Genomic DNA, 26,592 nt, shown 5'->3' with positions numbered 1-26,592 from the left:
GGCAGGACCGGGAAAGGAAGGGGCTCCCGCACGGGGGAGCCCCGGGGATCCTGTCTACTTTCCGTCCACGATGGCCTTGATCTTGCGGGCCATGGGCTGCACCAGCTCGCGCAGGCTGCTGACCATGATCTCCTCGGCGGCGTCGCTGGTGGGCAGGCCGCTGCGGTTCTGGCTGGAGTTGAGGGTCTCCTTGGTCACGCGGCCGCTGCGGGAGGCCAGGCGGTAGGTGGCGCGCATGGAGGTGGCCAGCTCGGTGGCCGAGACTTCGCGCAGCCAGGCCTGTTCCAGGGTGCCGGTGACGATATAGTCGGGGTTGCCGCTGCGGGCCTGGCTCTCGTCCATGGCGTAGGAGACCTGCACGCCCTGGCGGCGCAGTTCGTCGGCCAGGCCGCGGCTCACCCACTGGGCCACGTCTTCGCTGGCCACGAAGGCGCTGCCGTCACGGCGCACGCCGAGGTTGCTGGTATCCTGGCGTTTGTCGGCGAAGGGCACCACGGTCACGCGCGGGGCGTTGGGCGCGGGCAGGACGGGGTTGACCGCGGGCGCGGGCGAAATCAGGCGCACGGTGTTGCTGGGACCGCAGGCGGTCAGGAACAGGGCCAGCAGCAGCGCCAGCGACAGGGGCAGGAGGCGGGTGATACGGGCGGATTTCATGGCGGGCTCTCGCAGGGAAGATGTGTTAAAAAGTCTTGAGACTTTTTATATACGCAATGTCCCTGTCTTGCAAGGTCCGGGGGCTCGTGGTAGCGTGGCCCCCACATTGCGCATGCTATGCAGGAGTTTTTATGATCGACCTCAAACTGGTGCAGAAACAGCCCGAAGTGCTGGCCAAGGCCCTGGCCGACCGGCAGTCGCCGCTGAAAGTGGATGAATTCCTCGAACTGGATGGCCGCCGCCGCGCCCTGCTGGCCGAAGTGGAAAGCCTCAAGCAGCAGCAGAACGCCGCCTCGCGCCAGGTGGCCCAGCTCAAGCGCGAAGGCAAGGACGCCTCGCCCATGATGGCGGAGCTGGGCGCGCTTTCCGCCCGCATCAAGGCCCTGGACGTGCAGACCGCCGAGGCCAGGGCCGCCGTGGAAGCCTGGCTCATGGGCGTGCCCAACATCCCGGACGCCAGCGTGCCCGTGGGCAAGGACGAGACCGAGAATGTGGAAGTGCTCCGCTGGGGCACGCCGCGCCAGTTCGATTTCCCCATCCGCCAGCACTGGGAGCTGGGCGGCGGCGCCCTGGACTTCGAGCGCGCCACCCGTCTGGCCGGCAGCCGCTTTGCCCTGTACATGGGCTGGGCCGCCCGTCTGGACCGCGCCCTGGTCAATTTCTTCCTGGATCAGCATGTGAAGCACGAGGATTATATCGAAGTCTGCCCTCCCTTCATGGTCAACCGCGCCACCATGACCGGCACGGGCCAGCTGCCCAAGTTCGAGGAAGACCTCTTCAAGATGCCCGTCTGGGATTACTATCTGATCCCCACGGCCGAAGTGCCCCTGACCAACCTGCACGCCGGCGAGGTGCTGGACGAGGCCGACCTGCCCCGCGCCTACTGCGCGGCCACGCCCTGCTTCCGTTCCGAAGCCGGGGCCGCGGGCAAGGACACGCGCGGCCTGATCCGCCTGCACCAGTTCACCAAGGTGGAGATGGTGCGCTTCGCCCATCCCGACGACAGCTTCAACCAGCTGGAGATCATGGTGGGCCATGCCCGCACCCTGCTGGAAAAGCTGGAGCTGCCCTACCGCGTGATCACCCTCTGCACGGGCGACATGGGCTTCGGATCGGCCAAGACCTATGATCTGGAAGTCTGGCTGCCCGCGCAGAACACCTACCGCGAGATCTCCTCCTGCTCCAACTGCATCGACTTCCAGGCCCGCCGCGCGGACATCCGCTTCAAGCCCAGGGGCGGCAAGAGCGCCTACTGCCACACCCTCAACGGCTCCGGCCTGCCCACGGGCCGCGCCATGGCCGCCATTCTGGAAAACGGCCAGCAGAAGGACGGCAGCATCGTGCTGCCCAGGGTGCTGGTGCCCTATATGGACGGCGTGGAAGTCATCGAGCCCGCGGACAGGAAATAGCCCGTCCGCAAGCCCTCCAAAAAATGCAAGGCGGCGTCCCCTCGCGCGGGATGCCGCCTTTTTTCGTTCGGCGCCCCGCTTGCGCGGAGGCCCGGCGGGCGCACGATGCATGGCCTGCACTGCCGGCGGAGGAGCGGTCAGGCCTGCACCGGAGAGGCTGTCTTCCAGGAGGGCACAGCCTTGTCCCCAGACTGTGCACAAAAAGGCGGCCTGCCGTGCAGGAGCGCGCGGCAGGCCGTGGAGTCCCGCCCGTTGCGGGCGGGGCGGCTCCCCGGGGAGCGGGAGCCGCTGGAGGGGATCATGAGGGGGATTACTGCTTCTGCACCGTGATGGCGCGGGCGGCGGGGGCTTCGGGCTGCTTGCGGGGGATGACGATGGTCAGCACGCCGTTCTTGTGGCTGGCGCTGATGTTTTCCACATCCGCGTCTTCCGCCAGGCCGATCTGGCGGCAGAAGGAGCCGTAGACACGTTCCTGCACATGGCAGACAGGTCCCCTGGCGTCCGCCTTGTCGCCTTCGGCGGCCGGGGCGGTGCAGCTTTCCATCTTCTTTTCGCCTTCCACGGTCAGCATGCCGTCGCGGACTTCCACCTTGACCTCGTCGGGATCCACGCCGGGCACTTCCATGTGGATGGTGTAGGCCTTGTCATCGCTGTGGATGTCCAGGCTGGGGCGGATGTCGGCCTGCGGCTTGTCCAGCAGGCTGGTGGGCCAGCCGGGCGTGAAGAAGCCGTTGAACAGGCGGTCGATATCGTGATGCAGGCGGTCCAGGGGCTGGAAGCCCTGCTCGGACCGGGCGTTGCTGGGAGAGAACCAATGCTGGGGATATACACGGATAAGGCTCATTTCAATGCCTCCTGATATTTTTCTTGTTGACATAGAAGTAAGCTGTGCCGGCTAGTTGTCAACAGCATGTGGAAAACTTTTTCGCCGCTGCGGACAGGGCCCGCCCGGCTCCGGCCCCCTCGGCGCGCTGCCCGGGCCCGGCGTTCCCGCAGGCGATGGGCACGGGACGCCCCGGGACGCCCCGGATGCGCGGGGAGGAGCGCCGTGCGTCGCCCGCTGATGGCGCGGCAGCAGGGATGGCGTCCTGGACGCGCCCGGCCTGTGCGGGCTCCCCGTCTATGTGCGGTCCGTTCCCTGACGTTCCCGCAGGAGGCTGGGATGTCCTGGCCGCTCCAGACGCGCGGGAAGCGCCGTTCGATGACCGTCGGCGGCCGCACCACGGCCACGGACGTCCCGAACGCGGGAAGCGCCGTTTTCCGGCATCCGGTGACGCGGCAACAGGGACGGCGTCTGGATGCGCCCGGCCTGTGCCGGCTCCATGCCGGTACCCTGTCCCCGACGCGCCACGCCTCACGGCCCCGGGCGGGAAACGCGGCGCGTCGGCTTTTCCACAGGGCTGTGACCATGCCGTGTCCGGGGATTGCCAAAGCGCCCGGCCGCGCGTATGGTGGGAGCATTCTCAGGGCGGGGTGCAAGTCCCCACCGGCGGTGATGGCGGTTTTCCGCACGAGCCCGCGAGCGCCGCGACATGCAAGGTGTCGCGGGTCAGCAGATCCCGGTGCGATCCCGGAGCCGACGGTAACAGTCCGGATGCAAGAGAACGGTTCGTTTTTCTGCCGCGACGGGCGCAGAACGGACGGTCCGCAAGGGCCGTCTCGTGGCGCGCGCGGCAGCCGTGCCCTGATGCACATCTTCCGGCCCGTCCGGGCCGACCAAGGAGACGATGATGCATCAGTCCCCCGATATCCTGGCTTCTTTTGGTGATTGGCAAACGCGCATGCAGCGCGCTCTGGACTCCGTGCGCGCGGGGCAGGGCGTACTGGTGGTGGACGACGAGGATCGCGAGAACGAAGGCGACCTCATCTATCCCGCCCACAGCCTGACCGACGCGCAGATGGCCCGCCTGATCCGTCATTGCAGCGGTATCGTCTGCCTCTGCCTCACCGACGAGCGCGCCACGCGTCTGGGCCTGCCGCCCATGGTGGCCCACAACACCAATACCCAGCAGACCGCCTTCACCATTTCCATCGAAGCCGCCGAGGGCGTGACCACCGGCGTTTCCGCGGCGGACAGGGTGACCACGGTCAAGGCCGCCGTGGCCGACGGCGCGCGGCCTGACGACCTGCGCCGCCCCGGCCATGTCTTCCCCCTGCGGGCGCGTCCCGGCGGCGTGCTGGAGCGGCGCGGCCATACCGAGGCCACCGTGGACCTGATGGCCCTGGCGGGCCTGCCCCCCTGCGGCGTGCTCTGCGAGCTGACCAATGACGACGGCACCATGTCGCGCCTGCCGCAGGTGGCGGCCTTTGCCCGCGAGCATGATCTGCCCCTGCTGGCGGTGGCGGACATCGTGCGCTGGCGTCAACGGCAGGAAGGCCGGGCCTGAGGCCGAGTCCGGCGGCCCGGGGCGCGCCGGCGGCGTCCGCTTTTGCGCCGGAGGTCGTGCCCGCCGCCCGCCGCCTGATCCCCTTTCCCTGTCCTGACGCGCCGGAGCGCCGGCCGCTTGCCGTGCCGGTGGGAGCGCCGCCATTGCGCGCCGCTTCTGGCCGCTCCTGAAGGACAGGGAGCTTGCCGCACCCGCCGGCGGGAGAACCATACCAGGAAAGAAACCTGCCGGAGCGCGCAGGGCAAGCCATGAAAAGGACGCCGCAAGGCGTCCTTTTTCCATTCCCGCGCATCGCCCGGGAACTGCCGGGAGGGAGGAGGGACTTCCCGGCAGGGTCAGCACCGCCGGTGCAGCAGGCGCCGGATGACGAAGGGCCGGGCGTCCATGAGGGCCGTCCAGGCCGGGATCATGGAGACCACGGAAGCCGCCAGCATCAGGGCGATGCCCAGCCACATGTTCCAGGGGATGTGTTCGCCGAGGAAGATCATGGCGAGGATGGGGGCCAGCACCGGCTTGAGGAAGAAGGCCAGGGAGGCCTGTATGGGGGAGGTGGCTTCCATGCCCATGAAGAAGCAGGCATAGCCGCCCGCGGTGACGCACACGCAGATATAGATCACGTTGGGGATGTTGTCCGCGCTGTAGCCGGCGAAGAAGGGCATGGCGGCGAACATGGGCAGGCCCGCGTCGCGCAGGAGGCTGGCCACGGGACCCAGGTGGCTGAGGAGCATGAGCAGGATCATCTCCGCGCTGGCGGCCAGGCAGCTGAAACAGGTGACGGCCACGGCGGAGTAGCGGGCGCACTGCCGTTTGCCCAGCACCGCGTAGAGGGCGAAGGTGGCGGCCGAGAGCAGCACCAGCACGATGCCCGCGGGGTCGAGGCTGGTGTGCAGCGGGTCGATGATGATGAGCGCGGCCCCCACTTCCATGACCAGGGCCAGCAGATGCTGGGGGCGGATGTCGGCATGCAGGATGAGCCAGGCGAAGGCCAGCACCAGCACGGGATTGCAGCTGAACAGCACGCTGATCACCGAGGCCGGGGCATGGAGGATGGAGAGCTGGTAGAGCACCATGCTCACCACCAGGCCCAGGAAGCCCAGCCCGGCAAAGGCCTTCCAGGCGCCGGCATCGAGCCGGGCCTTGTGCTGGCGCAGGCCGCGCAGGGCGAAGGGGATGAGCAGCAGGCCGCCCACGAGGAAGCGGGTACAGGTGAGCTGCACGGGATTGAAGTCGGCGGCCACGGTCTTCAGAGCCACTTCCATGGAGCTGAAGAAGACGGTGGCGAGCAGGATGAAGGCAAAACCGCGATGCATGGTCTGGGCTCCCTGCCGGAAAGGGCGGTGGAAGGGGTGGGCGTGTCCTTGCCTATAGCAGGGGCGATTGATACGGTAAAATGCTTAGTTGATATCATAGCCATATCAAAAACGCATAACAGGTGGACGTAATGGAGCTGGACTGGGAATTGTGCCGGATCTTCTATCAGGTGGCGCGCTGCCGCAATTTCAGCCGGGCGGCGGCCGTGCTCTTCACCAGCCAGCCCGCGGTGTCGCGTGCCATGGCCGCACTGGAGCGGGAACTGGGCTGCCGGCTGTTCATCCGCAACAGGCGCGGCGTGGAGCTCACGCCCGAGGGGCGGCTGTTCTACCAGCGTGTGGCGGCGGGCGGCGAGCAGCTCCGCCGGGGCCGGGAGGAACTGGAACAGGCCGTGGGCCTGCAGTCGGGCAGCATCACCCTGGCCGCCAGCGAGACGGCCCTGCGGCACTGGGTGCTGCCGCGGCTGGAGCGCTTCCACGCGCTCTATCCGGGCGTGCGTCTGCGCCTGTTCGGAGGCACGGCCCGTGAGGCTGTGGAGGAACTCAAGTCCGGGGCCGTGGACCTGGCCGTGGCCGCGGTGCCGGGCGGCGGCTTCCGGGCGCTGAAGGAGACAGCGCTCTACGGTTTTCGCGACGTCTTCGTGGTCGCGCCGGAATTCGGCAGCCTGCGGGACAGGGAAATGACGCTGGCGGAGGTCATGCGCCGGCCCCTGATCTGCCACAAGCAGGGGACCCTGACCTTCGACTTTCTGGAAGGCATCTGCAAGGCGCGGGGCGTGGACTTCGCCCCGGCCATGGAGCCGGATACGTCGGAACTGGTGCTGGAGCTGGCCCGCCACGGCCTGGGCGTGGGCTTTTTGCCGGAGCCGTCGGCCCGGGAGGCGCTGGCGGCCGGGCGGGTGGTCGCCCTGCGGCTGGCGGAGGCCATCCCGCCGCGCAGCATCAGCCTGCTGGAGTACGCCGGCCACACCCTGAGCCTGGCCGCACGCCGCCTGCGCGACATGCTGACGGAGGACGCGCAGGCCCCGGACGGGCGCGGGACGGCCTGAGCCTGCCCGGGCCGGGCCGGCGGGCATGATGGCCCGGAGGCGGAGAGGGATACGCCTGAAGGACATCTGCCCGGAGCGGCGCGGACACACGACGCACGGCCTGCCTTGCCGGGCCTGCCTGCCGGCGCAGTGGAGGGACGCCCGTTGGCCGTCCCCTGTGGCGGTGCCGCCTGCCGGGGAGCGGCGGGAGCTGTGGCGGCGGGGCCGCCGCTGCCTGACGGCGGCCGTGCGGGCCGATGCCGCAGGTCTTGCGGCTGCGACGGCCTGCTGCGACCGTTCGCCGCCCCTGCGCCGTGCGCGGGCTTTTGCCCGTCCTGTGGCGCCGCGCGGCGGTCCTGCGCAGGAAGGTCAGCTTTTCCCGGCAGGGAGCGGCGCGGGCGCCGGGCCCACAGCCTCCAGGAAGCGACGGCCGATGATGGCCGGTGCCACTTCGTGCAGGGCCGCCCGGCCCAGCTCCAGGCTGTTTTCCTCCTGCATGGGGCCGCTGGCCCCGGCCCGCCGCAGCTCCCGCTCGAACGCCTCGCGCAGCAGGCGGAAGGAGGCTTCCACCTCGGGGTAGCTGTTGTCTTCGCGCCAGGGCAGGCGCAGGCTCTGGCTGCCGTGCCGCCCCTTGTGCGAGGGGATGGCCAGCTGATAGCAGGGCAGGGCGTCCCTGCCGGCCTGCGCGGCGCGTTCGTGCTGCCCGGGCCAGCAGTGTTCCTGCCAGGATTCGGGCGGCTCGGGGATGAGCGAGGTGATGCTCAGGGGCGGGGTGGCCAGCGCGCGCTCACAGTCCTCCAGCGTGACGGCATAGGTCAGCACCGGGCGCAGGTTGCCGCGCTTCTTCTCTATTTTCCAGCTGATACGCATACGGGCTCCTTGAGGCTCAGGCTCCGGCGGGCAGGCGCAGCACCTCGCCGAAAGGCGGTCGCTCCCCGCCCCCGCCCTGGACGATCCAGAGCAGGGGGCAGGCGGGCTCGTCGGGGAAGGACGAACATTCCAGATCCGTGAACCAGAGCAGGCAGGCCGGGCGCAGGCCCTGTTCGCGCAGCCAGCGGCCCACGGGCCGGAAGTCCGTGCCGCCTCCGCCCACGGGACGCAGGCGCAGGGGCAGATCCTGACGGCGGAAGGTCTGCACGTTCTGCACCCGGCTGTCGTGGAAGATGACGGTCAGTTCCGTTTCGTGGGCCGCGAGGATGGACGACAGCTCCTCGCAGAACAGGGAAAGGGCGGCGTCGTCCACCGAGCCCGAGCAGTCCACGGCCACGGCCAGCTGCGGCAGGCGCAGCTCCTGCCGTCCGGGCAGGTAGATGCCGTGATGCAGGTAGCGCCGGTTGGGCGCGCTCCAGGTGTAGTCGTTGAGGGCGCAGTTCTCCAGGAAACGCCGCAGCAGGCCGCGCCAGTCCGGGCCCCGGGCCGCGCGGCCGCCGCGCGGCAGGCGGCTGAAGCCCGCGGGCTCGCGGCCCATGTGCCGGGCCCGCTGCAGGGCCTGCTCCAGACGCAACTCGGCCTCCTGTTCCGCCTTGTGGCGCGCGTCCCCCTGACCTTCTTCCAGCAGGGGGTGGTCGCGGACCTCGCCGGAAAAATACGGGACAGGCTGCTCCTTTTCCGGCTTCTTCCCGGCGGGGTGGGCGTTGCCCGCGGTTTCCGGGGGAGCCTCCCCGTCCGTCTCCCCCTCACGGGAAGGCGCGGCCGCGGGGGCGTCCTGCCGTTCCTGGCCGTCATGTCTCTGCTGGTCGGGGCCTTTTTCCCGGGGGCTGCGTCCGGCGGCCTGCTGCTGTGCGCCGCCGTGCGCGGGCGTGCCCTGCAGGACGGCCAGACGGGCATAGACCTCGTCCACGCTGAGGCCCGCGTACTGGGGCCGCTCCAGATGGCCCTGCGGCAGCTCGAAGCCCGCACCCAGCAGCAGGGCATCGACGACCACGTCGCAGGCCTCGTTCCAGAGCCGGGCGTCGCGCCCGCCGCGCCGCACATGGTGGGCGCAGGCCAGATGCATGATCTCGTGGGCCTGCGCTCCCACCAGCCGCCGGTGCGGCAGGGTGGCCGCCCAGACGGGATTGAAGCCCAGGCTGCGCCCGTCGGTCCAGAGATGACGGCAGGTCGCGTCGGGCAGCAGGCGCAGATGCAGGGCCAGACAACCGAAAAAGGGCTGCCGGAGCACCAGCTCCGCCCGGGCCCGGGTCATGGCCGTCAGGGCGCGCTGCGCAAGCCCGTCCTGAAAGGCCGGGACGCCCACGGCGGTACTCATGGTCGTGACCTGTGGTCGTTCATACGGGCGTCCCGGCTGATGGTCCTGCCGCGTCATCCCGGCTGTTGCCGGGCAGGGCGGGCAAACTGCGGCCTCTGGTGTGGCGCGAGTGTCTCCGGTCGCACGGTCGCTATCCGCGCGACCGACGGAGGAGAGAGGGTGCGCATCATGGGGAGGGAGGCTGTATGGCGCGGCAGGAACATGGTTCTTGCTCACATCAGGACCTCGGCATTGCGGCGGGCCCAGCGGGCAAAGCCTTCGCTCTCCACCATGGCGGGATCGTGGCGCACGGCGTCGCGCATGAGCAGGACGCCGAACTCGGCGGGCAGGCGCTCCGCATAGGCGGCCAGGGCGGTCATGGTCTCCGGCGCGGCGCGCAGGGCCAGGGCCTCGCACAGGGCGTAGAGGGAGGCCGGGTCCGCGGGCACGAGGGCCGCCTCGGGCGCGTCCATGATGCTTTCCACGCTGGGCAGGTGACGCCACTCCCTCAGGAAGCCGGCGAACTCCGCGGCAGCGGCCTTGCCCACGGTCCCGGCCAGCAGTTCCTCCTCCAGCCGGGCGTCGGGCGCGGCGTCCAGGATGCGCGAGGCGAATTCCCAGGAGCGCGGCGAGGCGAAAGCCCGGCTGTCCGCGGCCTGGGGATCGAAATCGTGCAGCAGGCGGGGCCGGAAGCGCAAAAAGGCCTGCACGTCCTGGCGGATGCCGTTGTCCCGGGCCCAGTCCAGCCAGTCGTCGATATGGCAGTCCACGTCCAGATGCACCATGCGGTTGGCAAGGGCCGAGGGCATGCGCCAGGCCACGGCCCGGTCGCCTTCGCGGTTGCCCGCGGCCACCACGGCCCAGCCGTCGGGCAGACGGTACTGGCCCACGCGGCGGTCCAGGATGAGCTGGTAACAGGCCGCCTGTACCAGCGGCGGCGCGGCATTGAGCTCGTCCAGGAACAGGATGCCCTCCGAGGTGTCACCGGGGTGGGGCAGGAATTCAGGCGCGCACCAGGAGGTGATGCCTTCGGCGCTGATACGCGGCAGGCCGCGCAGGTCCACGGGGTCCAGCAGCACGGCGCGCAGGTCGTACAGCGCGCGGCCCTGACGGCGGGCCACATCGGCCACCAGCCGGCTTTTGCCCACGCCGGGCGGTCCCCAGAGGAAAACGGGCTGCCGGATGCTCACGAGGCTGTGCAGGGCCTGGCTGACAAGGCTGGGTCGCATGGTCGTCCTTCTATAAATTGAATTTCATTTTCAATGAAAATACACAAGGGAGCCGTGGAGGGCAAGTCTTTTTTTGTCCTGCGTCGCTGCCGTGAGACCGTCGCCGCGCCGGCCCCGGGTGCTGCAGCGCCGTACATGGAGCGGGTGCTGTCCGGCTGCGGAGCGGTATCGCCGCTGCCCGGGCTGGCCGTGCCGTGCGCCGCGGACAATCGTCCTCGGGACAGTCCCTGTCCCGGCGCGCATCAGGTGGCGCCGTCCGCCGCCGGCAAGCGCGGCCGGGCTGTCGTGCAGGCCATGCCCGCCGGCGGGGGGCCTCACGGGCAGGGGGACTGCCCGGCGTGGCGGCCCCGGCGCGGGGGCGTACCCGGGCCGCGCGGCCGCGGGGCATCCCTAGCCGCCGATGAGGTAGCGCGAGCGGCTGCCCATGATCTTCTTGATGGCCAGGATGCAGAGGATGCAGAGGCCGATCTCCACCGTGACGGTGAGGTTGGCGATGGTGAAGACCTGCCCGGGCAGCAGCGGGCCGAGCAGCCGGAACAGGGGCGCCTGGAAGATGCCCTGGAAGATGGCGTGCAGGAAGAAGAGCGGGAAGCTGTAGCGGGCCAGGAAGTCCAGGGCCGGCACTTCCCTGTCCATGTTTTCCAGCAGTTCCAGGACCCAGGAGCCGATGCAGAGCTTCTGCACATAGTAGGCGCCTTCGATATTGGGCATGAAGCTGCCGAAGTAGTGATCGGCCGTGATGAGCAGGGTGGTCATGACGGCCGTCACGCGGATGGCGCCGAGGTGGCGGCGGATGAAGGCCATGCAGGCGTCGCGGTTGCGGGCGCAGTACACGCCCAGGAGGAAGACGGGCACGAAGAAGCAGAGGTTGCGCAGGGGCGAGACCAGCAGGCGCGGCACCATCAGGGGCAGGACGGAGGCCGGGATCAGGATCCGTTGCAGCACCCTGGTGGGCAGATGGAAGATGAGCGGCCCCACGCTGAAGACGGTCATGATGAAGGGGATGTACCAGTAGGGAACCAGACTGGCCGAGCCGTAGGCCAGGCAGCGCAGCACGTCCCCCGGGGAGGCCACGGGCGTGCCGTCGTTGATGAAGGGGATGTCGTAGCCGAACCAGTGGTGGGACACCCAGCCCGTAGCCAGCAGGAGCAGCGAAAGGATGAAGTAGGGGCAGAAGACGTTGACGAGCTTGGACCTGTAGAAGCGCAGGGGGGAGAACGCGCCTTTCCTGCGGTTCACGAAGTCGAAGAGATAGCCGGAGATGAAGACGAAGTAGATGGTGGCGGAGTGGAAGAGGCAGAGGCGCAGGCTGTCCTGGAGCCTGGCGGCGTCCTCGCTGCCCGCGAGGACGGGGCCCACCCACATGTGGGTGAGCATGACGGAAAGGATGGCGAAGGCCCGGAAATAGTGGAAGGTCAGGTCGTAGTTCTTTTGCGTCATGCAGTACCTTGGCGCGGTCGGTGCGGACCGGTGTCGGAGTGACGGGGGTCCCATTCCTAGGGACGGGATAGGAATTCTTGCCTCCTAAACCGGATGTACGGTCCATGTCAACGGCCCCGGACACGCCCGGGACCGTGCGTCTTCGCCGCCCTGCCGGGGACAGGCGGGTATTGCCGTGCGGGGGATTGCCGTACGGTCCCCGCCTCCGGGAAACGGCATCCCAGCGGCCCGCGGCAGTCCGCACGGCAAGGGGGCGGCACGGGCCGGTGTCGTGGCCGCCGGGCCCGGGGCAACGGCGGCGCAGCGGTCGGCATGCGCGTTTTCTCCGCGGGCCTGCCCCGGCATGCACAAATTTTGCATGGGGTCAAGTATGCGGTGACGGGATCACGCCGTCCGCCGTCCTGTTGCGTGCCGGCAGGGCATGCTGCGGGAGCGCTCCACGATCCCCGCAAGGGCGGTGCGCCCGGCCAGGATCGGTGCCTCTCTTTTCATGCTGCCCACGGCGGTCTGGTCGCAAGATGCCGGATGCCCGGGCGGCGGATACTGCGCTCCATGGCGGAGCGCAGCCTGTCCTTTGGGAGAAGTCCCGGGGGAAAGGAGGGGCATCGCTGCCGGGAAACAGCAAATACCCTGTGCGACAAATATAATTGAAAAGGATCATATTTAAGATGGGAGGGTATAGATGAATGTATGGCAATATATTCCTTTATATAAGTTTATCATCATATTGTAAAATATATGCTGATATTGCATGGTCTGTTTAACTCAAACAATTTTGTATCGTTGACACACATAAATTTTGAAGATAAGTTTTATAAATACATCATAGTAATTATGTTTTATTATATAATCTGATTGATGGAGTATGTGATGCGTACCAATGAAATGCTTGAAAAGCGTATATCCTATGAAAAGATGCTCGCGGAGATTTCGGAACTGGCAGTGCGCGTCCAGGATATGCATGCTTTTTTGCGCCAGGCCCTGCAGCGCATGGGAGAGACGCTCAATGTCAGCCGCGTCTTCATGTTCAGCTATGAAAGCCATAATAATACGTTTGTCTGCCGTTGCGGCTGGGATGACCCCGAGCTCGGTCTGCGGGTCAATACGACGGATATCGTCCTCCATATCCCTGATGTGGCCAGACAACTGATGACGGGGACGGTGCTCAATTTTTCCAATACGGAGGAGATGCCCTTTCTGGAGTATCGTGAGCATCTTTGCGCGGCCAAGGTCAAATCGACGCTGAACATGCCGCTTTTCGTCTACGGCAAGATGTACGGCTTCATCGGTTTCGACGAGCACCGCTACCATCGCCTGTGGCACGACTCCGATCTGTACATCCTGACGACCGCAGCGCAGATCCTGTCGCGGACCATTGAGAACAAGATCTACGAAAGGGAACTCATCGAAAATAAAAATCTGCTGGAGTCCATATTCAGCAGTGTGCAGGATGCCATCATCACCGTGGACGCCTCATTGCGCATCATCACCGCCAACCGGGCGGCCGGGCGCATCTGTCATGAGGATATGGAGGCGGGGAAATTCTTTGATTTGTGCGCCGGCGGCTGCAGCAAGGCCTGTCTCGCGCCGCTCAGGAAAGCCCTGCAAACCAAGCAGGGGCTGCGCGATTCGCAGGTCTGCTGCTTCAAGGGCAGGGAACGGGAGCAGGTCGCTGTGGTCACCTGTTCGCCGCTGCTCAACTGCGAAGGCGACTTCCTGGGCGTCGTGCTGGTGATCCGGGACATCACCCGTCTGGCCCGGCTGGAAAACACGCTGCGCGAACGGCGCACCTATCAGGGCATCATCGGCCAGAGCGAAAAGATGCAGAAGATCTATGACCTGCTGTGCACGCTGGCCGACATGGACACCACGGTGCTGATAACGGGCGAATCCGGCACCGGCAAGGAAAAGATCGCCCACGCCCTGCACCACGGCGGGCGGCGGGCGGAGCGCCCCTTCATCCGGGTCAACTGTTCGGCGCTGGCCGAGAGCCTGCTGGAAAGCGAGCTCTTCGGCCATGCCAAGGGCGCCTTCACCGGGGCGGACCGCGAGAGCATAGGCCGGTTCGAAGCCGCCCACGGCGGGACCATCCTGCTGGACGAGATCGGGGACATCTCGCCCCTGATCCAGCTCAAGCTCCTGCGCGTGCTGGAAGAAAAGGAGATCGAGCGGGTGGGGGAGACAACGCCGCGCAAGGTGGATGTGCGCGTCCTGGCCGCCACCCATCGCGACCTCAGAAAAGCCATCGCCGAAGGTTCCTTCCGCGAGGATCTCTATTACCGGCTCAACGTCATGAACATCCATGTGCCGCCGCTGCGGGAGCGCATGGAGGATATCCCGCTGCTGATCGAGCACTTCTGCATCAAGTTCAACAGGCAGTACGCTAAGTCCATCGTGGGCGTCTCCACGGAGGTCATGGATATCTTCATGCGTCACGGCTGGCCGGGCAACGTGCGTGAACTGGAGCACGTCATTGAGCGGGCCTTCGTGCTGTGCGACGGGCCGGTGATCCTGCCCGAGCACATCGCGCTGGAGACGGCTTCGCTGCAGACGTGCGGGCTGCCGCCAGCCGCTGGTGCGGGGGATGAAAAGGAACGTCTGCTGGCCGTGCTGGAAAAGAACGCCTGGAACATCAGCAGGAGCGCCCGCTGTCTCGGCATGAGCCGCTGGACCCTGTACCGGCGGATGCTCCGCTATGGTCTGGTGCGCCCCGAAGCGGGGATGTAGCTAGCGCACGGTATTGTTGCACCATTAGTGTGCGGGCTGCTACACAAATGCATGCGCTCTTTTCCCTTCCCTTTGCTTGGCGTGATAATATATTGAAATTAAAATAAAATTTTTTCAGCGAACGCCGTCAGGACTGGCATGGCTCTTGCTCTTGTCCAGGTAAAGCCTGGCGGCCCGGCGAAAAATCCATCGTGCCGGCGGCCGCCTGATGCCGAAGCTTGTTGCGACAGCTCCGGGGTCAAGGCCCATGAAAGCGCCTGCGCAAAGCTGCCGCAAGCCGTGCAGTGGGGGGCCGGGGAAAAGGACGTTGCATGCCACACCGCCACGCGATTTTTCCCGGCGCCCCGCCCGCCGCAAAGCCCGGCTTTTCACAGACGGCCCGGAAGGGGCCTGATCCCGGGAAACCTCAGGAGACTGGCATGAACAGAATCATCGTCAATTGGATGTATCCGCGCTCGCTGACCACGGTTTTCATGCGGGCCATCACCAACCGTGGAGATTTCCACACCATCTTCGAGCCCACCCTGCCCATCTACTGGCGGGACAGGCATGAGCCCGGCGTCCAGTCCCACCAGGACTACGAAGGCTGGCCCGTGGTCTATGAGGACGTCATCAAAAAAATCTACAGCATCGCGGAAAAAAGCCCCACCTTCATCAAGGAATGCCCCTACCACGCCATCGACAAGTACCTGGCTGACGAGGAGTATCTGCGCCGCTGCACCCACATGTTCCAGATCCGCAACCCCAAGTACGTCGTCCTGTCCTTCTGGAAAGTGATCGGTTCGCAGCGTTCCATGCGCATCGAAGACGTGGGCCCCGTGGCTTCGGACAGGATCTTCAACCGCATCACCGAGCTGGGCCTGCATGCCCTGGATAACGGCAAGACGCCCCTGGTCATCGACGGCGACGACTTCCAGAACGATCCCGCCGGCATCATGGCCGCCTGGTGCGATGCCATGGGCCTTGAGTTCAAGCCGGAGACCCTCACCTGGACTCCGGAATGGCGGCCCGAGTACGACCACTGCAAGGACTTCTACTATGACGTCAGCGGCAGTACCGGCATCCAGAAGAACATGGAGGCCTTCCTGTATGACGACAAGCTGGTCGATGCCATCTTCGAAGACCTGCCCATGCTCAGGATGCTCTATGAGCACTGCCTGCCCTATTACGAAAAGCTGTACGCGTATCGCCTGAAGCCCAAGAAGCTTTAGGCAGTGCGCATGCCCCGCCCCGTCGCGCAGCGGCGGAGCGGGGCGGGGGGCGGAGCCGGGTCACGGCTCCGCAAGCCCCCTTTCCGCCATATTCCGGCCGGGCGCAGGTCCGGCAGCGCCTGAAGCTACCAGGGGGAATGCCGTGGACACCAAGGAAGGACATCTGGAGATCATCAACGCAAGCAAGGTCTATGACCCGGAAGGCGTCAACGTGCTTGCGGTGGATAATTGCAGTTTTGAGATTCAGGCCGGAGAGTTCGTGGCCATCGTGGGCCCGTCGGGCTGCGGCAAGACCACGCTGCTCAACATGACCGCCGGCTTTGAGAGTATTTCCCAGGGGGAAATACGCATGGACGGCAAGGTCATCGCGGCCCCAGGGCAGCCCCCCAGGCCGGGTTCGGATCGTGTGGTCGTGTTTCAGGCCGGAGCCCTGTTCGACTGGATGACGGTGCGCCAGAACATCATGTTCGGCCCGCTGGTCACAGGATCCCTGACGGAAAGCGAAGCCGGAGCGCGCGCCATGGAGCTGATCCGCATGGCGGGCCTCAAGGGCTACGAGAACGCCTATCCCATCCACATCTCATCGGGCATGAAGCGGCGCGTCGAGATCCTGCGGGCCCTGATCAACGAGCCCAAGACGCTGCTGCTGGATGAACCGTACAGGGCCATGGACGCCATCACCAAATCCGTCATGCACCAGTTTCTTCTGGACATGTTCGACAGGGTGCACAAGACCGTGCTCTTCATCACCCATGATCTGGATGAAGCCATCTACCTTTCGGACAAGGTGGGCATCATGACCACCAGACCGGGCCGTTTCAAGAAGTGGATCCATGTGGATCTTCCTCGGCCGCGTACCTTCAGGACCAAAAAACTGCCGGAATTTCTCGAGTACAAGCGCCAGACCATCGAAGCCGTGCGGGAAGAGGCCCGGAAGTCCTTTGAACGCGGCGAACGCGAGGGCGCGTGATCTCCCGGCGCTGTCGGACAAAGCGGAGGAAAAGCCATGTCGAATACAGCTCGGGCGGCGAAGCCGCCCCTTATGCAGGTTGAACATGTCAGCGTCAGCTTTGGTGATAGAAAGATCCTGGAGGATCTTTCCTTCAGCATAGAGGAGGGGGCCTTCACCTGCATTTGCGGCCCGTCAGGGTGCGGCAAGACCACGATCATGTCCATACTGGCCGGCTATTTCACGCCGCAGGAGGGAAGCTGTCTTTTTGAAGGCCAGCCGCTGCACGGGCCCAGCCCGGACCGCCTGGTGGTCTTTCAGGAAAATACGCTCTTCCAGTGGATGACCCTGTGGGACAACACCATGTTCGGCCCGCGCATCCTGGGCAAAAACCTGAAGGAAGCTGAAGAAAAAGCAAAGGAACTGATACATCTTACGGGTCTTGACGGCTTTGAAGGCAAGTTCCCCGGCCAGCTTTCCGGCGGCATGCAGCGCCGTGCGGAGCTGATCCGCGCCCTGATCAACGAACCCCGCATCCTGCTGATGGATGAGCCCTTCCGCGGCCTTGACGCCATGACACGGGGCATGATGCAGGAATATTTCCTGAGGATTTTCGAAAGTACGCGCACCTCCATGCTGCTGATCACGTCGGAGCTGGATGAGGCCGTCCTGATGGGGGACGATGTCTATCTGCTCTCCATCATGCCGACCACCATCAAGAAAAAGATGCGCGTGGATCTGCCCCGGCCGCGTCTGATGGAACATCAGACCTGCGCGGAGTTCGCGGAGATCCAGGCCGAGGCCTTTGCCGCGCTGGAGTCCGAGGCGCTGAAATCCTTTGAGCATGTTCCAGGGATGCGTTGAGCCCGGTAGAGGTCCTCGTTCCCTCGTACCGTCCATGCCCGCAGCCGCCGGGTCGGGCGGCGAAACGCAAGACGGCGGCATCGCGGAGGTTGCCATGAGTAAAAATCGCTTCAAATTCAGGGTGGAAAACGGGATCACCCTGGTAACTCTGCTGATCATCTTCGTGGCCTGGTTTGAAGTGACCCGCAGAGGCGTTGTCCCCAAGATCTTCATCCCCTCGCCCTATGACGTCTGGAAGGGCTTTGAGGAAACCATTTTTCAGGGCTACCACGGCAACGGCCTCATCTATCACTGCATGGTGAGCCTGGGGCGCGTGCTGCTGGGCTGGGTGACCGCCTGCGTGGTGGCCATCCCCCTGGGTCTGGCCATGGGCCTGAGTTCCAAGATCCGGGCCGTGTTCGACTACCTGATCGAATTTTACCGCCCGCTGCCCCCCCTGGCCTATTACACCCTGCTCGTCCTCTGGTTCGGCATCGGCGAATTCTCCAAGATCCTGCTGCTGTTCCTGGCGGCCATCCCGCCCCTGACCATCGGCGCGGTGGAAGGCGTCAAGGAAGTCACGCCTTCCGTGATCCAGGCCGCACGCTCCCTGGGCGCCAACAGCAGACAGGTCTTCTTCAAGATCATCCTGCCCGCCACCACACCGGCCATCATCACCGCCATGCGCATCAGCCTGGGCTTTACCTATACCGTGCTGGTCGCCGCCGAGATCGTGGCCGCCACGGAAGGCATCGGCTGGATGGTCTGGGACGCCAGCAAGTTCATGCGTTCCGACATCATCTTTGTGGGCATCATCACCATGGGCATCACCGGCATCGGCCTGGATGCCTGCCTGCGCTTCGCGGCACGCCACCTGCTGCGCTGGAAGCGGCAGTGAGTGCGTCGCCCGTCTACCTAACGGAGAGTGCTATTATGAGAAAGTTCATCTGTCTGCTGTTCACGGCCCTGTTCGTCTTCATGACCCTGCAGCCGCTGCAGGCTGCGGACAAGCCGGAAAAGATCCGCATCGGCTATCTTTCCTTGGTCAACGGCCAGCTCATTTCCAAGTATCTGCAGCTGCATGAAAAGGAGATGGGCATCCCCATCGAGTGGTTCCGCTTCAATTCCGGGCGCGACGTCAACACGGCCATGGCCTCCAACAGCCTTGATTTCGGCAACGTGGGCCTGCCCCCCGCCACCATCGGCCTGGCCGGCGACATGGACTACTGGGGCATCATGAACGCCAATGTGCTGGGCAAGGTGGAATCGCTTGTCGTGCGCAAGGACATCAATTCGCTCAAGGACCTTGAAGGCAAGACCGTGGTGGCCCCCTTCGGCTCCACCACGCATTACCTGCTCATCAAGGCCCTGCGCGATGCCAAGGTGGACATGTCCAAGGTCAAGATCATGGATATGGCCCCCGGCGAAGCCCTGGCTCCGTTCATCAGGGGCGATATCGACGCCGCCTACATCTGGGAACCGAGCCTCGGACTGGTCGTGCAGCACGGCGGCAAGATCCTGCTCACCAGCGAACAGATGGCCCAGCAGGGCTACCTGACCTGGGACGTGATTAGCGTGCAGCCGGCGTTCGCCAAGAAGTATCCCGAACTGGTCACCAAGTTCATCAAGAGCGAACTGGCCGCCATGGACTACTGGCGCGAACACCCCGAAGAAGCGGCCAAGATCATCGCCAAGGAACTGGGCGGCATCTCCATCGATGACGCCAAGCGCATGATGGCCGGTACCCGCCTGATCGGCCTGGAAGAACAGCTGAGCCCGTCCTTCCTGGGGACCAGCGAGCAGAAGGGCCAGTCGGCAAAGGACATCGTGGACGTGGCCGCCTTCCTGCTGGAACAGGGCCGCATCAAGAACAGTGTCTCGCAGAAGAAGGCCGAGGACTTCCTCCATCCCGAATTCCTCGAAGCCCTGCGTGACGGGAAGACAGTGAAGTAGGCATTCCCCCCTCTGCATGGCCGGAATGCGGCGATCGGTCCCGCCGCATTCCGGCAGAAGGAGAAGGACCGTCCAGAGAGTCTGTCATGCAATACGCCTTTCACGATTTCATCGGCAATATCGGCCTGATCCTGCTGCTGGGCACCTATTTGCTCCTGCAGATGGGCAAGATCGACAGCGGGCGGCTGCCGTATTCCCTGCTCAACGCGCTGGCCTCGCTCTGCATCGGCATCTCTCTGCTCTTCGCCTTCAACATGTCCGCCTTTCTGGTGGAGGCCTTCTGGCTGGTCATCAGCCTTTACGGCATCGTCAAATGCCTGCGCCGCCGCCATGCCCGGGAACAGGATGCCCGCGGGGCGGCACGGCCCTGAAGGCCCCGGGACCGGTGCTGCCGGAGCCCCCGCAGGCGGGAACGGCCCGCCCGGGCCCCGGCCGTACCGGCAGGAGCGCCCCGTGTCCCGGGACGGCGGGGAGCGGACGGACGATGATGCAGCAAGGCCACCGGCGATGCCGGTGGCCTTGTCTTTTGGAATGGCTCCGCCTGCTGCCACGGCACGCTGCAGCCGCGCTGTCGCAGGGACCGGCCGCACGGAGGGGCGCCATCATTCTTGGGATGCTCCTGACGATCCCTTGTCCCGCTCCGGCCGCACGCAGGGGCCTGCGTGGGGTTGCCGACGCCCGGCTGCGCGGCAGGCCCGGACAGCCGCTGCCGTCCGGGGCGGCGGAGGAGGGCGGCGCGTCCCCGGGCCGTCGCCGTCAGTGCGGGGCTCCTATGCCAGCGGTCGCAGGCGCAGGGCCAGACGCGTGTGGCGGGTGCGGGTCCTGTTGTTCTTGACGGCCATGTGCAGGGCGCGGCTCTCGCCCACCAGCACCACCAGCTTCTTGCCGCGCGTGACGCCGGTATAGACCAGGTTGCGCTGCAGCAGCACATAGTGCTGCATCATCAGCGGGATGACCACGGCGGGGTATTCCGAGCCCTGGGACTTGTGGATGGAGATGGCGTAGGCCGGCGTCAGCTCGTCCAGCTCTTCGAAGTCGTAGGGCACCACGCGGTCATCGTAGCGCACGCTCAGGGTGCGTTCCTTGCCGTCCAGGAAGACGATGCGGCCCACGTCGCCGTTGAAGACGTCCTTGTCGTAGTTGTTGCGGATCTGCATGACCTTGTCGTGCAGGCGGAAGCAGCGCTCGCCGCGCCGCACCTCCAGGCCGTTGGGGTTGAGGCTGGCCTGCAGGCGCAGGTTGAGCTGGGCCGCGCCCACGGCGCCCTTGTGCATGGGCGTGAGTACCTGGATGTCGTTGACCGGGTCCAGACCGAAGCGGCGCGGGATGTGGTTGCGCACCAGATCCACCACCATGTCGGCGGCGCGCTCGGGATCGTTCTGGTGGATGAAGTAGAAATCCGAGAGCCTGTCCCTGCTGGATTCCAGCGAGGGCACCTGTCCCCTGTTGATGAGGTGGGCGTTGCAGATGATCTCGCTCTCCGCCGACTGGCGGAAGATCTCGGTCAGCTCCACCACGGGCACCGCGCCCGAGGCGATGATGTCGGCCAGCACGTTGCCCGGCCCCACCGAGGGCAGCTGGTGCACGTCGCCCACCAGCACCACGGTGGCGCCCAGGGGCACGGCCTTGAGCAGATGGTAGAAGAGCAGGGTGTCCATCATGGAGGCCTCGTCCACCACCAGCAGGCCGCAGGCCAGGGGATTGTCCTCGTTGCGGGCAAAGCCGTCCTCCTGCGGGCTGTATTCCAGCAGGCGGTGGATGGTGCGGGCCTCGCGGCCCGAGGTCTCGCTCATGCGCTTGGCGGCGCGGCCCGTGGGCGCGGCCAGCAGGATGCGGGCCCGGACCTCGCCGAACAGGCGGATGATGGCGTTGATGATGGTGGTCTTGCCCGTACCGGGGCCGCCGGTGAGCACCATGACCTTGCTGTGCGCCGCGGTGCGCACGGCCTCCAGCTGTTCCGGGGCCAGCTCCAGGGGCAGGGACGCCGTGACCTTTTCCACCAGGGCCTCGGGCTCGGCGAAGCGCACGGACTTGGGCGAATGCAGCAGGCGGTGCAGATAGAAGGCCGTCCTGGCCTCGTAATGATGGTAGCGCCGCAGGTAGACGGCCACTTCCGGCGCGGGCGCCCCGTCCGCGCCGGCGTCGTCCTCGCGGAAGGCCGCGGGCAGGCGGCCGGGCAGTTCGTCCAGGCTCTCGCGCACCACGCGCTCTTCCTGCTCCAGGGCCAGCACGGCCTGCCGGGCCAGATCGCGGTCCACGTCCAGCTGCTGGCAGGCCTGATCCAGCAATTCTTCCTCGGGCAAAAAGACGTTGCCGTCGTCCGTGGCCTTCTGCAGTACATAGAGCAGCCCGGCCTGGATGCGCAGGGGATGGTCCTCGGCGAAACCCAGCTTGCGGGCCGCGGCGTCGGCCGTCACGAAACCGATGCCCCGGATGTCCATGGCCAGACGGTAGGGGTTCTCGCGCACCACGTTGAGGGCCTCGCCGCCGTAGGCGCGGTAGATGCGCACGGCATAGGCGGGCGTGATGCCGTGGGGCTGCAAAAAGAGCAGCAGGTCGCGGATGCCCCGGTGCTCGGCCCAGCTGGCGCGGATCTTCTCAAAGCTCTTCTTGCCCACGCCCTTGATCCTGAGCAGGCGTTCGGGCTCCTCGTCCAGCACGCGGATGGTGTCCGTGCCGAAGGCGGCCACGATGCGCCCGGCCATCTCCTCGCCCACGCCCTTGATGAGGCCCGAGGCCAGGTACAGGCGGATGCCCTCGCTGGTGGCGGGCAGCATCTCCTCGGCCATATCGAAGGCCAGCTGGCGGCCGAAACGCGCGTTGTTGACCCAGCGGCCGCTGACGCGCAGCTGCACCCCGGCCTGCGGATTGACCATGTGGCCCACGCAGGTCACGGGGTCGCGGCTCACGCCGCGGGCAGGCGCGCCCTTGACCCTGGCCTCCGTGGGCAGGGCCCTGTCGGGCAGCAGGCGCAGCACGGTGTAGCCGTTCTCCTCGTTATGGAAGACCACGCGCTCCAGGGTGCCGGTGAGCTCCACGGCATCGGGATCGCGCAGCAGGGGCAGATCAGCGTCCATTGTCGTCCTCCGGGGCGGGGGGGAGGGGCGGCAGGCGGCCGCCCTTACGCTGCCGCGACCACCAGAACCAGTCCCGGCGCGGGGCGGGCAGCTGCGGATCGCGGGCCTGCGCCGTCACACAGCGCAGCTGGTCCAGCAGGCAGATGTCCTGCGCCCCCTGCCGGCGGCGGAGCACCGCGAACAGGGCCTCGGGATCGGCGCGGCGCGGGGCGCCCACGCGGCCGATGCCCGGCAGGGCGAGATCGGCCACGGGGGCCGGGCCGCAACTGCGGAACAGGCCGGGGCGCAGGGGCGTGGCGTCCGGCAGCAGGGAGATTTCGTCAGACATGGCAGCCCGGATGCGCGTTTGTGGGGGAGTGGGGGAGTCCGCGGGGGAAGGGAGACCTGCGGGGCGCAGGGAACAGGGCCTTTCCCCCTCACCAGCCTGTTGCCTTAAAACCAGTCCACGCCGTCGGGCACGGGCAGGACGGCCATGCGTTCCTGCAGGAGCAGGGCGTCGGCCAGCACCAGGGCGGTCATGGCCGTGAGCACGGGCACGATGCGCGGGATGGCCGACAGGTCGTGCCGGCCGCCGATGCGCACCGTGGCGGGCCGGTCGCGGACGTCGATGGTCTGCTGTTCCTGCGCGATGGAGGCGATGGGCTTGACGCCCACGCGCAGCACGATGTCCTGGCCGCTGGAGATGCCGCCCAGGATGCCGCCCGCGTGATTGCTGGCAAAGCGGCCGCCGGGCAGCATGGGATCGTTGTTCCGCGAACCGGTGAGGCGCGCGGCGGCAAAGCCTTCGCCCACCTCCACGGCCTTGACGGCGCCCACGCCCATGAGGGCGTAGGCCAGGCGGGCGTCCAGCTTGTCGAAGCAGGGCTCGCCCAGACCGGCGGGCACGTTGCGCGCCACCACCTGCACCACGCCGCCCAGGGTGTCCCCGGCGGCGCGGGCTTCGGCCACGCGTTCTTCCCAGAGCGGGATCACGCTGTCGGCGGCGGCGAAGAAGGGCCGCGACAGGGCCGCGTCCAGATCGCATCCCCCGGGCGGCACGGCGATGCCGCCCAGTTCCACGGCCCCGGCCACGATTTGGATGCCGCGCGTGGCCAGCAGCTTCTTGGCCACGGCCCCGGCGGCCACGCGGGCCACGGTCTCGCGCCCGGAGGAGCGCCCGCCGCCGCGATAGTCGCGGATGCCGTGGAACTTCTTGAAAAAGCCCCAGTCCGCGTGCCCGGGCCGGAAGACCTCGGCCAGATTGCCGTAATCGCGGGAGCGCTGGTCCTCGTTGGCGATGTGGAAGGCGATGGGCGTGCCGGTGGTCAGGCCCCCGAAGACGCCGGAAAGGATGCGCACCGTATCCGATTCCTTGCGCTTGGTGGCCGTGGCGCCCTGTCCGGGCTTGCGCAGGTCCAGCTCGCGCTGCAGGTCGGCCTCGCTCAGGGGCAGGCCCGCGGGGCAGCCGTCCAGCACGCCGCCCAGCCCGGGCCCGTGGGATTCGCCGTAGGAAGTGAGGCGCAGGATGCGCCCGAAGGAATTGCCCGCCATGTCAGACCTCCGTGCTGCGGGCCGCCGTGCGGGGCAGGCCCAGGATGATGGCCAGGATGCCGGCCACGGCCAGCAGCATGCAGTACCAGTTGTTGATGGTGATCTCCAGCGGCGAGATGCGCGCCAGCGAGCCGGCCAGCAGCAGCTGGGCGGCCCAGGGGATCAGGCCCTGGAAGACGCAGGAAAAGATGTCCAGCAGGCTGGCGCTGCGGCGCGGGTCGATGCCGTTCTTGCGGGCGATCTCGCGGGCCAGGCCGCCGGTGAGGATGATGGCCACGGTATTGTTGGCCGTGCAGATGTCGGCCAGGCTGGCCAGCAGGGCGATGCAGGATTCGCCCACGCGCGGGGAGCCCCGGCGCGTGGTCTTTCCGGCCAGGCGGCGGGCCAGGGCGTCCACGCGGGCCAGCAGCCAGGCGATGCCGCCGTGATAGCGGATGAGCTCGCCCAGGCCGCCGATGAGCATGGACAGGACCATGATCTCGTTCATGCCGGTGAAGCCCTTGTAGATGTCCTGTCCCCAGCGCAGCAGGCCATAGGGCACGATCTGCCCGTCCGCGCCGGGCACGCCGCAGAAAAGGCCCACCAGACCGCAGAGCAGGATGCCCGCGGCCAGGACGATGAAGGCGTTGAGGCCGGTCAGGGCCAGCACCAGCACGGCCATGTAGGGCAGGACGCGGACCGGCTCGAAGTCGTGCAGGCTCACCTGGGTGCCGCCCGAGGCCGAGGACCAGAGCAGGGCCACGGTGAGCAGGGCGGCGGGCAGGACGATGAGGAAGTTCATGCGGAACTTGTCGCCCATCTCGCAGCCCTGGGTGCGGGTGGCGGCGATGGTGGTGTCCGAGATCATGGACAGGTTGTCGCCGAACATGGCCCCGCCCAGCACCACGCCCATGAGCACGGGCACTTCGATGCTGGTCTGGGCGGCCACGCCCAGGGCGATGGGCGTGATGGCGGCCACGGTGCCCATGCTGGTGCCCATGGCCGTGGACACGAAGGCGCCGATGAGGAAGAGCCCGGGCAGGATGAAGGCCGGCGGCACCAGCGAGAGGCCGAGGTTCACCGTGGCGTCCACGCTGCCGATGGCCGTGGCCGTGGCGGCGAAGCCGCCCGCCAGCAGGTAGATCATGCACATGGTGATGATGTTGATCTCGCCCACGCCGGTGAGGAAGATGGTGATCTTCTGGGACAGGCGGGCGCGGCCCTGCATCAGGGCCAGGGCGATGGCGGGCAGGATGGCCACAGTGGCGGAGAGCTGGTAGAAGGCCATGTCCACACCGGCCAGGCTCAGGCTCAGGCCCGTACCGATGAAGATGAGCAGGAAGAGCAGCAGGGGCAGGACGGCGGCGAAGGAAGGCGGCACTTCCTGCCCTTCCTGCGGGGCTGTACAGAGTTGCGGATCCATGAGGCCTCGGCAGGCGGAAGGGGTGGATGGGCAGCGGCGGGACGCGCGGCGTCCGCCGCTCTGCGGAACGGTCAGGGGCTGCCGCGCACCGGGCACGGCCGGGGATGGCGGACCATCCGTAACCAGTCAGTGTACTTGATTCGCACGGGGCTGGCAAGCGGCCCCGTAGCGGCCACGCAGGCCGCCGGGAGAGGCCCGCGCTGACCGGCCCTGCACTGCCGCGGATCGTCGCTGGTGGCCCGCGCAGGCCGGAGCCCCGTCAGGAGGCGGAGAGCCGGGACCGCAGCGCCATCGAGGCGGCCCTGCGCAACCACCCCGGCTCCATGGAGGATGCCGCCAGGAGCCTGGGCTGCAGCCGGCAGACTCTGTGGCGGAAAATGAAAAAATACGGCATCCAGCGCTGACTGTTGCACTTTTTGTCGCGTTCTTAACAGATTGCAACATATATTTAACGGATTTCGATACACATCCTGAAAGAAACACCTTATCCGCTGTTTTTTATCTGCGGACAAGGTGTTTTTTTGTGCGCTTTTACTCCTTTTCTCCAGATATTTCATGGCGAATTCTAAACATTTTCCAGAAAATATGAACGGTTCTTTAACAGTTGGCACGCTTGTTGCTATAACTATTTATTAGCTTCTGACGTCGTGGGCGAGCGGCGGCTGGGCGGGCTGCAGGAGGGTCCTGCGGCAAGACTCTACAATCTTTTAGGAGGAGATTCAATGGGTAAAACGAAAGTCCAAAAGATCGGCTTCCTCGTAGGCATCATCGCCATGCTGGTGATCGGCTTCATGCCGACCCCTGCGGGGCTGTCCCTGGTGGGCCAGCGGGTGCTGGCCGTCACCGTGCTGATGTCTTCTGGATCACCGAGGCCATGCCGATCCCGTTCACGGCACTGCTGCCGATTTTCCTGTTCCCGGTCATGCAGATCACCGGCTCCAAAGGCCAGAATGACATCACGCTGTTTGCGCACTATGCATACTCCACCTGCTACCTGCTGGTGGGCGTGGGCTTCCTGTCCGGTGCCATGGTGAAGCACGGCCTGCACAAGCGCATCGCCCTGGGCATCGTCAGCAAGGTGGGCAAGAAGCCCACCACCCTGATCCTGGGCTTCATCATCGCCGTCAGCTTTGTGTCCATGTGGATGTCCAACACCACCGCCACCGTCATGATGCTGCCCGTGGCTCTGGCCATTGCCAGCACTCTGGGTGATGAG

At 66.4% G+C, this 26,592-nt stretch carries 23 protein-coding genes and 1 riboswitch; of the genes, 12 read left to right on the top strand and 11 right to left on the bottom strand.

Annotated features, from left to right (window positions below):
* Positions 1-54 precede the first annotated feature (54 nt).
* A complete protein-coding gene (locus Q1X76_RS04785; RefSeq protein WP_300718387.1) occupies positions 55-654 on the bottom strand; it encodes a hypothetical protein in 600 nt (199 codons plus the stop codon).
* Positions 655-785: 131 nt separating this feature from the next.
* Between Q1X76_RS04785 and serS the strand changes: the two genes are divergently transcribed.
* The gene (gene serS / locus Q1X76_RS04780) at positions 786-2,063 is read left to right on the top strand and encodes a serine--tRNA ligase (RefSeq protein ID WP_300718386.1); all 1,278 of its coding nucleotides are present in this window, start codon (positions 786-788) and stop codon (positions 2,061-2,063) included.
* A 310-nt stretch (positions 2,064-2,373) separates the two neighbouring features.
* On the opposite strand, the gene Q1X76_RS04775 is transcribed toward serS, so the two are convergent.
* Positions 2,374-2,907: an Hsp20/alpha crystallin family protein gene (locus tag Q1X76_RS04775; RefSeq protein WP_300718385.1), complete on the bottom strand. Its 534-nt coding sequence runs from the start codon at positions 2,905-2,907 to the stop codon at positions 2,374-2,376.
* 611 nt (positions 2,908-3,518) lie between these two features.
* Positions 3,519-3,673: riboswitch (FMN riboswitch) on the top strand.
* A gap of 120 nt (positions 3,674-3,793) precedes the next feature.
* On the opposite strand from Q1X76_RS04775, the gene ribB reads away from it, so the two are divergent.
* On the top strand, positions 3,794-4,450 hold the full coding sequence (gene ribB / locus Q1X76_RS04770) for a 3,4-dihydroxy-2-butanone-4-phosphate synthase (protein WP_300718396.1): 657 nt from the start codon (positions 3,794-3,796) through the stop codon (positions 4,448-4,450).
* Positions 4,451-4,785: 335 nt separating this feature from the next.
* On the opposite strand, the gene Q1X76_RS04765 is transcribed toward ribB, so the two are convergent.
* Complete coding sequence (locus Q1X76_RS04765) at positions 4,786-5,760, bottom strand: DMT family transporter (RefSeq protein ID WP_300718384.1); 975 nt, start codon at positions 5,758-5,760, stop codon at positions 4,786-4,788.
* A 131-nt stretch (positions 5,761-5,891) separates the two neighbouring features.
* Here Q1X76_RS04765 and Q1X76_RS04760 point away from each other — a divergent pair, with 131 nt between their 5' ends.
* Complete coding sequence (locus Q1X76_RS04760; protein ID WP_300718383.1) at positions 5,892-6,809, top strand: LysR family transcriptional regulator; 918 nt, start codon at positions 5,892-5,894, stop codon at positions 6,807-6,809.
* Positions 6,810-7,157: 348 nt separating this feature from the next.
* Here Q1X76_RS04760 and Q1X76_RS04755 read toward each other — a convergent pair whose 3' ends face one another.
* The 4 genes from Q1X76_RS04755 to Q1X76_RS04740 form a co-directional block, all read right to left on the bottom strand.
* Positions 7,158-7,658 carry a hypothetical protein gene (locus Q1X76_RS04755; RefSeq protein ID WP_300718382.1) on the bottom strand — a complete coding sequence of 167 codons (501 nt, stop codon included), beginning with the start codon at positions 7,656-7,658 and terminating at the stop codon, positions 7,158-7,160.
* 16 nt (positions 7,659-7,674) lie between these two features.
* A complete protein-coding gene (locus Q1X76_RS04750; RefSeq protein WP_300718381.1) occupies positions 7,675-9,036 on the bottom strand; it encodes a VWA-like domain-containing protein in 1,362 nt (453 codons plus the stop codon).
* 212 nt (positions 9,037-9,248) lie between these two features.
* Entirely contained in the window at positions 9,249-10,244 is a 996-nt protein-coding gene (locus tag Q1X76_RS04745; RefSeq protein WP_300718380.1) for a MoxR family ATPase, read from the bottom strand.
* 390 nt (positions 10,245-10,634) lie between these two features.
* A complete protein-coding gene (locus tag Q1X76_RS04740; RefSeq protein WP_300718379.1) occupies positions 10,635-11,684 on the bottom strand; it encodes an acyltransferase in 1,050 nt (349 codons plus the stop codon).
* 870 nt (positions 11,685-12,554) lie between these two features.
* Here Q1X76_RS04740 and Q1X76_RS04735 point away from each other — a divergent pair.
* The 7 genes from Q1X76_RS04735 to Q1X76_RS04705 all read left to right on the top strand — a co-directional run bounded on the left by Q1X76_RS04735 (position 12,555) and on the right by Q1X76_RS04705 (position 19,738).
* Positions 12,555-14,411, top strand: a complete 1,857-nt coding sequence (locus Q1X76_RS04735) for a sigma 54-interacting transcriptional regulator (protein ID WP_300718378.1) — start codon at positions 12,555-12,557, stop codon at positions 14,409-14,411.
* Between the two features lie 419 nt (positions 14,412-14,830).
* The gene (locus Q1X76_RS04730) at positions 14,831-15,622 is read left to right on the top strand and encodes a hypothetical protein (protein WP_300718377.1); all 792 of its coding nucleotides are present in this window, start codon (positions 14,831-14,833) and stop codon (positions 15,620-15,622) included.
* A gap of 142 nt (positions 15,623-15,764) precedes the next feature.
* Positions 15,765-16,592, top strand: coding sequence for an ABC transporter ATP-binding protein (locus tag Q1X76_RS04725; protein ID WP_300718376.1), 828 nt, complete (start codon positions 15,765-15,767; stop codon positions 16,590-16,592).
* A 72-nt stretch (positions 16,593-16,664) separates the two neighbouring features.
* Positions 16,665-17,435 carry an ABC transporter ATP-binding protein gene (locus Q1X76_RS04720; RefSeq protein WP_300718375.1) on the top strand — a complete coding sequence of 257 codons (771 nt, stop codon included), beginning with the start codon at positions 16,665-16,667 and terminating at the stop codon, positions 17,433-17,435.
* Positions 17,436-17,529: 94 nt separating this feature from the next.
* Complete coding sequence (locus Q1X76_RS04715) at positions 17,530-18,312, top strand: ABC transporter permease subunit (protein ID WP_300718374.1); 783 nt, start codon at positions 17,530-17,532, stop codon at positions 18,310-18,312.
* A 35-nt stretch (positions 18,313-18,347) separates the two neighbouring features.
* Complete coding sequence (locus tag Q1X76_RS04710) at positions 18,348-19,367, top strand: ABC transporter substrate-binding protein (protein ID WP_300718373.1); 1,020 nt, start codon at positions 18,348-18,350, stop codon at positions 19,365-19,367.
* Between the two features lie 86 nt (positions 19,368-19,453).
* Positions 19,454-19,738 (top strand): hypothetical protein, encoded by a 285-nt coding sequence (locus Q1X76_RS04705; protein ID WP_300718372.1) that lies wholly within the window; start codon positions 19,454-19,456, stop codon positions 19,736-19,738.
* Between the two features lie 399 nt (positions 19,739-20,137).
* Here Q1X76_RS04705 and Q1X76_RS04700 read toward each other — a convergent pair whose 3' ends face one another.
* From Q1X76_RS04700 to Q1X76_RS04685, 4 genes are all read right to left on the bottom strand, one after another.
* On the bottom strand, positions 20,138-22,444 hold the full coding sequence (locus tag Q1X76_RS04700) for an ATP-dependent RecD-like DNA helicase (RefSeq protein WP_300718371.1): 2,307 nt from the start codon (positions 22,442-22,444) through the stop codon (positions 20,138-20,140).
* Complete coding sequence (locus Q1X76_RS04695) at positions 22,434-22,772, bottom strand: helix-hairpin-helix domain-containing protein (protein WP_300718370.1); 339 nt, start codon at positions 22,770-22,772, stop codon at positions 22,434-22,436. Before Q1X76_RS04695 ends, Q1X76_RS04700 begins: the two co-directional genes overlap by 11 nt.
* Before the next feature lie 104 nt (positions 22,773-22,876).
* Positions 22,877-23,974, bottom strand: a complete 1,098-nt coding sequence (aroC, locus tag Q1X76_RS04690) for a chorismate synthase (protein ID WP_300718369.1) — start codon at positions 23,972-23,974, stop codon at positions 22,877-22,879.
* A gap of 1 nt (position 23,975) precedes the next feature.
* The gene (locus tag Q1X76_RS04685; protein ID WP_300718368.1) at positions 23,976-25,376 is read right to left on the bottom strand and encodes a Na+/H+ antiporter NhaC family protein; all 1,401 of its coding nucleotides are present in this window, start codon (positions 25,374-25,376) and stop codon (positions 23,976-23,978) included.
* A gap of 200 nt (positions 25,377-25,576) precedes the next feature.
* Here Q1X76_RS04685 and Q1X76_RS10095 point away from each other — a divergent pair, with 200 nt between their 5' ends.
* On the top strand, positions 25,577-25,780 hold the full coding sequence (locus tag Q1X76_RS10095) for a helix-turn-helix domain-containing protein (RefSeq protein WP_366140982.1): 204 nt from the start codon (positions 25,577-25,579) through the stop codon (positions 25,778-25,780).
* A 458-nt stretch (positions 25,781-26,238) separates the two neighbouring features.
* Positions 26,239-26,592, top strand: a 354-nt coding sequence (locus Q1X76_RS04680; protein WP_300718395.1) for an SLC13 family permease, incomplete at its 3' end; no start/stop codon positions are given.

The organism is uncultured Desulfovibrio sp., assembly GCF_949282365.1.
GTDB lineage: Bacteria > Desulfobacterota > Desulfovibrionia > Desulfovibrionales > Desulfovibrionaceae > Desulfovibrio.
This window is presented reverse-complemented; position numbering and strand designations above follow the sequence as displayed.

Bases quoted from the DNA above. Each gene is read 5' to 3' on its own strand.
- aroC (WP_300718369.1), bottom strand. From the start codon at position 23,974: ATGGCGGGCAATTCCTTCGGGCGCATCCTGCGCCTCACTTCCTACGGC.
- Q1X76_RS04745 (WP_300718380.1), bottom strand. From the start codon at position 10,244: ATGCGACCCAGCCTTGTCAGCCAGGCCCTGCACAGCCTCGTGAGCATC.
- Q1X76_RS04730 (WP_300718377.1), top strand. From the start codon at position 14,831: ATGAACAGAATCATCGTCAATTGGATGTATCCGCGCTCGCTGACCACG.
- Q1X76_RS04715 (WP_300718374.1), top strand. From the start codon at position 17,530: ATGAGTAAAAATCGCTTCAAATTCAGGGTGGAAAACGGGATCACCCTG.
- Q1X76_RS04695 (WP_300718370.1), bottom strand. From the start codon at position 22,772: ATGTCTGACGAAATCTCCCTGCTGCCGGACGCCACGCCCCTGCGCCCC.
- Q1X76_RS04775 (WP_300718385.1), bottom strand. From the start codon at position 2,907: ATGAGCCTTATCCGTGTATATCCCCAGCATTGGTTCTCTCCCAGCAAC.
- ribB (WP_300718396.1), top strand. From the start codon at position 3,794: ATGCATCAGTCCCCCGATATCCTGGCTTCTTTTGGTGATTGGCAAACG.
- Q1X76_RS04750 (WP_300718381.1), bottom strand. From the start codon at position 9,036: ATGAGTACCGCCGTGGGCGTCCCGGCCTTTCAGGACGGGCTTGCGCAG.
- Q1X76_RS04755 (WP_300718382.1), bottom strand. From the start codon at position 7,658: ATGCGTATCAGCTGGAAAATAGAGAAGAAGCGCGGCAACCTGCGCCCG.
- Q1X76_RS04760 (WP_300718383.1), top strand. From the start codon at position 5,892: ATGGAGCTGGACTGGGAATTGTGCCGGATCTTCTATCAGGTGGCGCGC.
- Q1X76_RS04735 (WP_300718378.1), top strand. From the start codon at position 12,555: ATGCGTACCAATGAAATGCTTGAAAAGCGTATATCCTATGAAAAGATG.
- Q1X76_RS04705 (WP_300718372.1), top strand. From the start codon at position 19,454: ATGCAATACGCCTTTCACGATTTCATCGGCAATATCGGCCTGATCCTG.
- serS (WP_300718386.1), top strand. From the start codon at position 786: ATGATCGACCTCAAACTGGTGCAGAAACAGCCCGAAGTGCTGGCCAAG.
- Q1X76_RS04700 (WP_300718371.1), bottom strand. From the start codon at position 22,444: ATGGACGCTGATCTGCCCCTGCTGCGCGATCCCGATGCCGTGGAGCTC.
- Q1X76_RS04720 (WP_300718375.1), top strand. From the start codon at position 16,665: ATGCAGGTTGAACATGTCAGCGTCAGCTTTGGTGATAGAAAGATCCTG.
- Q1X76_RS04710 (WP_300718373.1), top strand. From the start codon at position 18,348: ATGAGAAAGTTCATCTGTCTGCTGTTCACGGCCCTGTTCGTCTTCATG.
- Q1X76_RS04685 (WP_300718368.1), bottom strand. From the start codon at position 25,376: ATGGATCCGCAACTCTGTACAGCCCCGCAGGAAGGGCAGGAAGTGCCG.
- Q1X76_RS04740 (WP_300718379.1), bottom strand. From the start codon at position 11,684: ATGACGCAAAAGAACTACGACCTGACCTTCCACTATTTCCGGGCCTTC.
- Q1X76_RS04765 (WP_300718384.1), bottom strand. From the start codon at position 5,760: ATGCATCGCGGTTTTGCCTTCATCCTGCTCGCCACCGTCTTCTTCAGC.
- Q1X76_RS04785 (WP_300718387.1), bottom strand. From the start codon at position 654: ATGAAATCCGCCCGTATCACCCGCCTCCTGCCCCTGTCGCTGGCGCTG.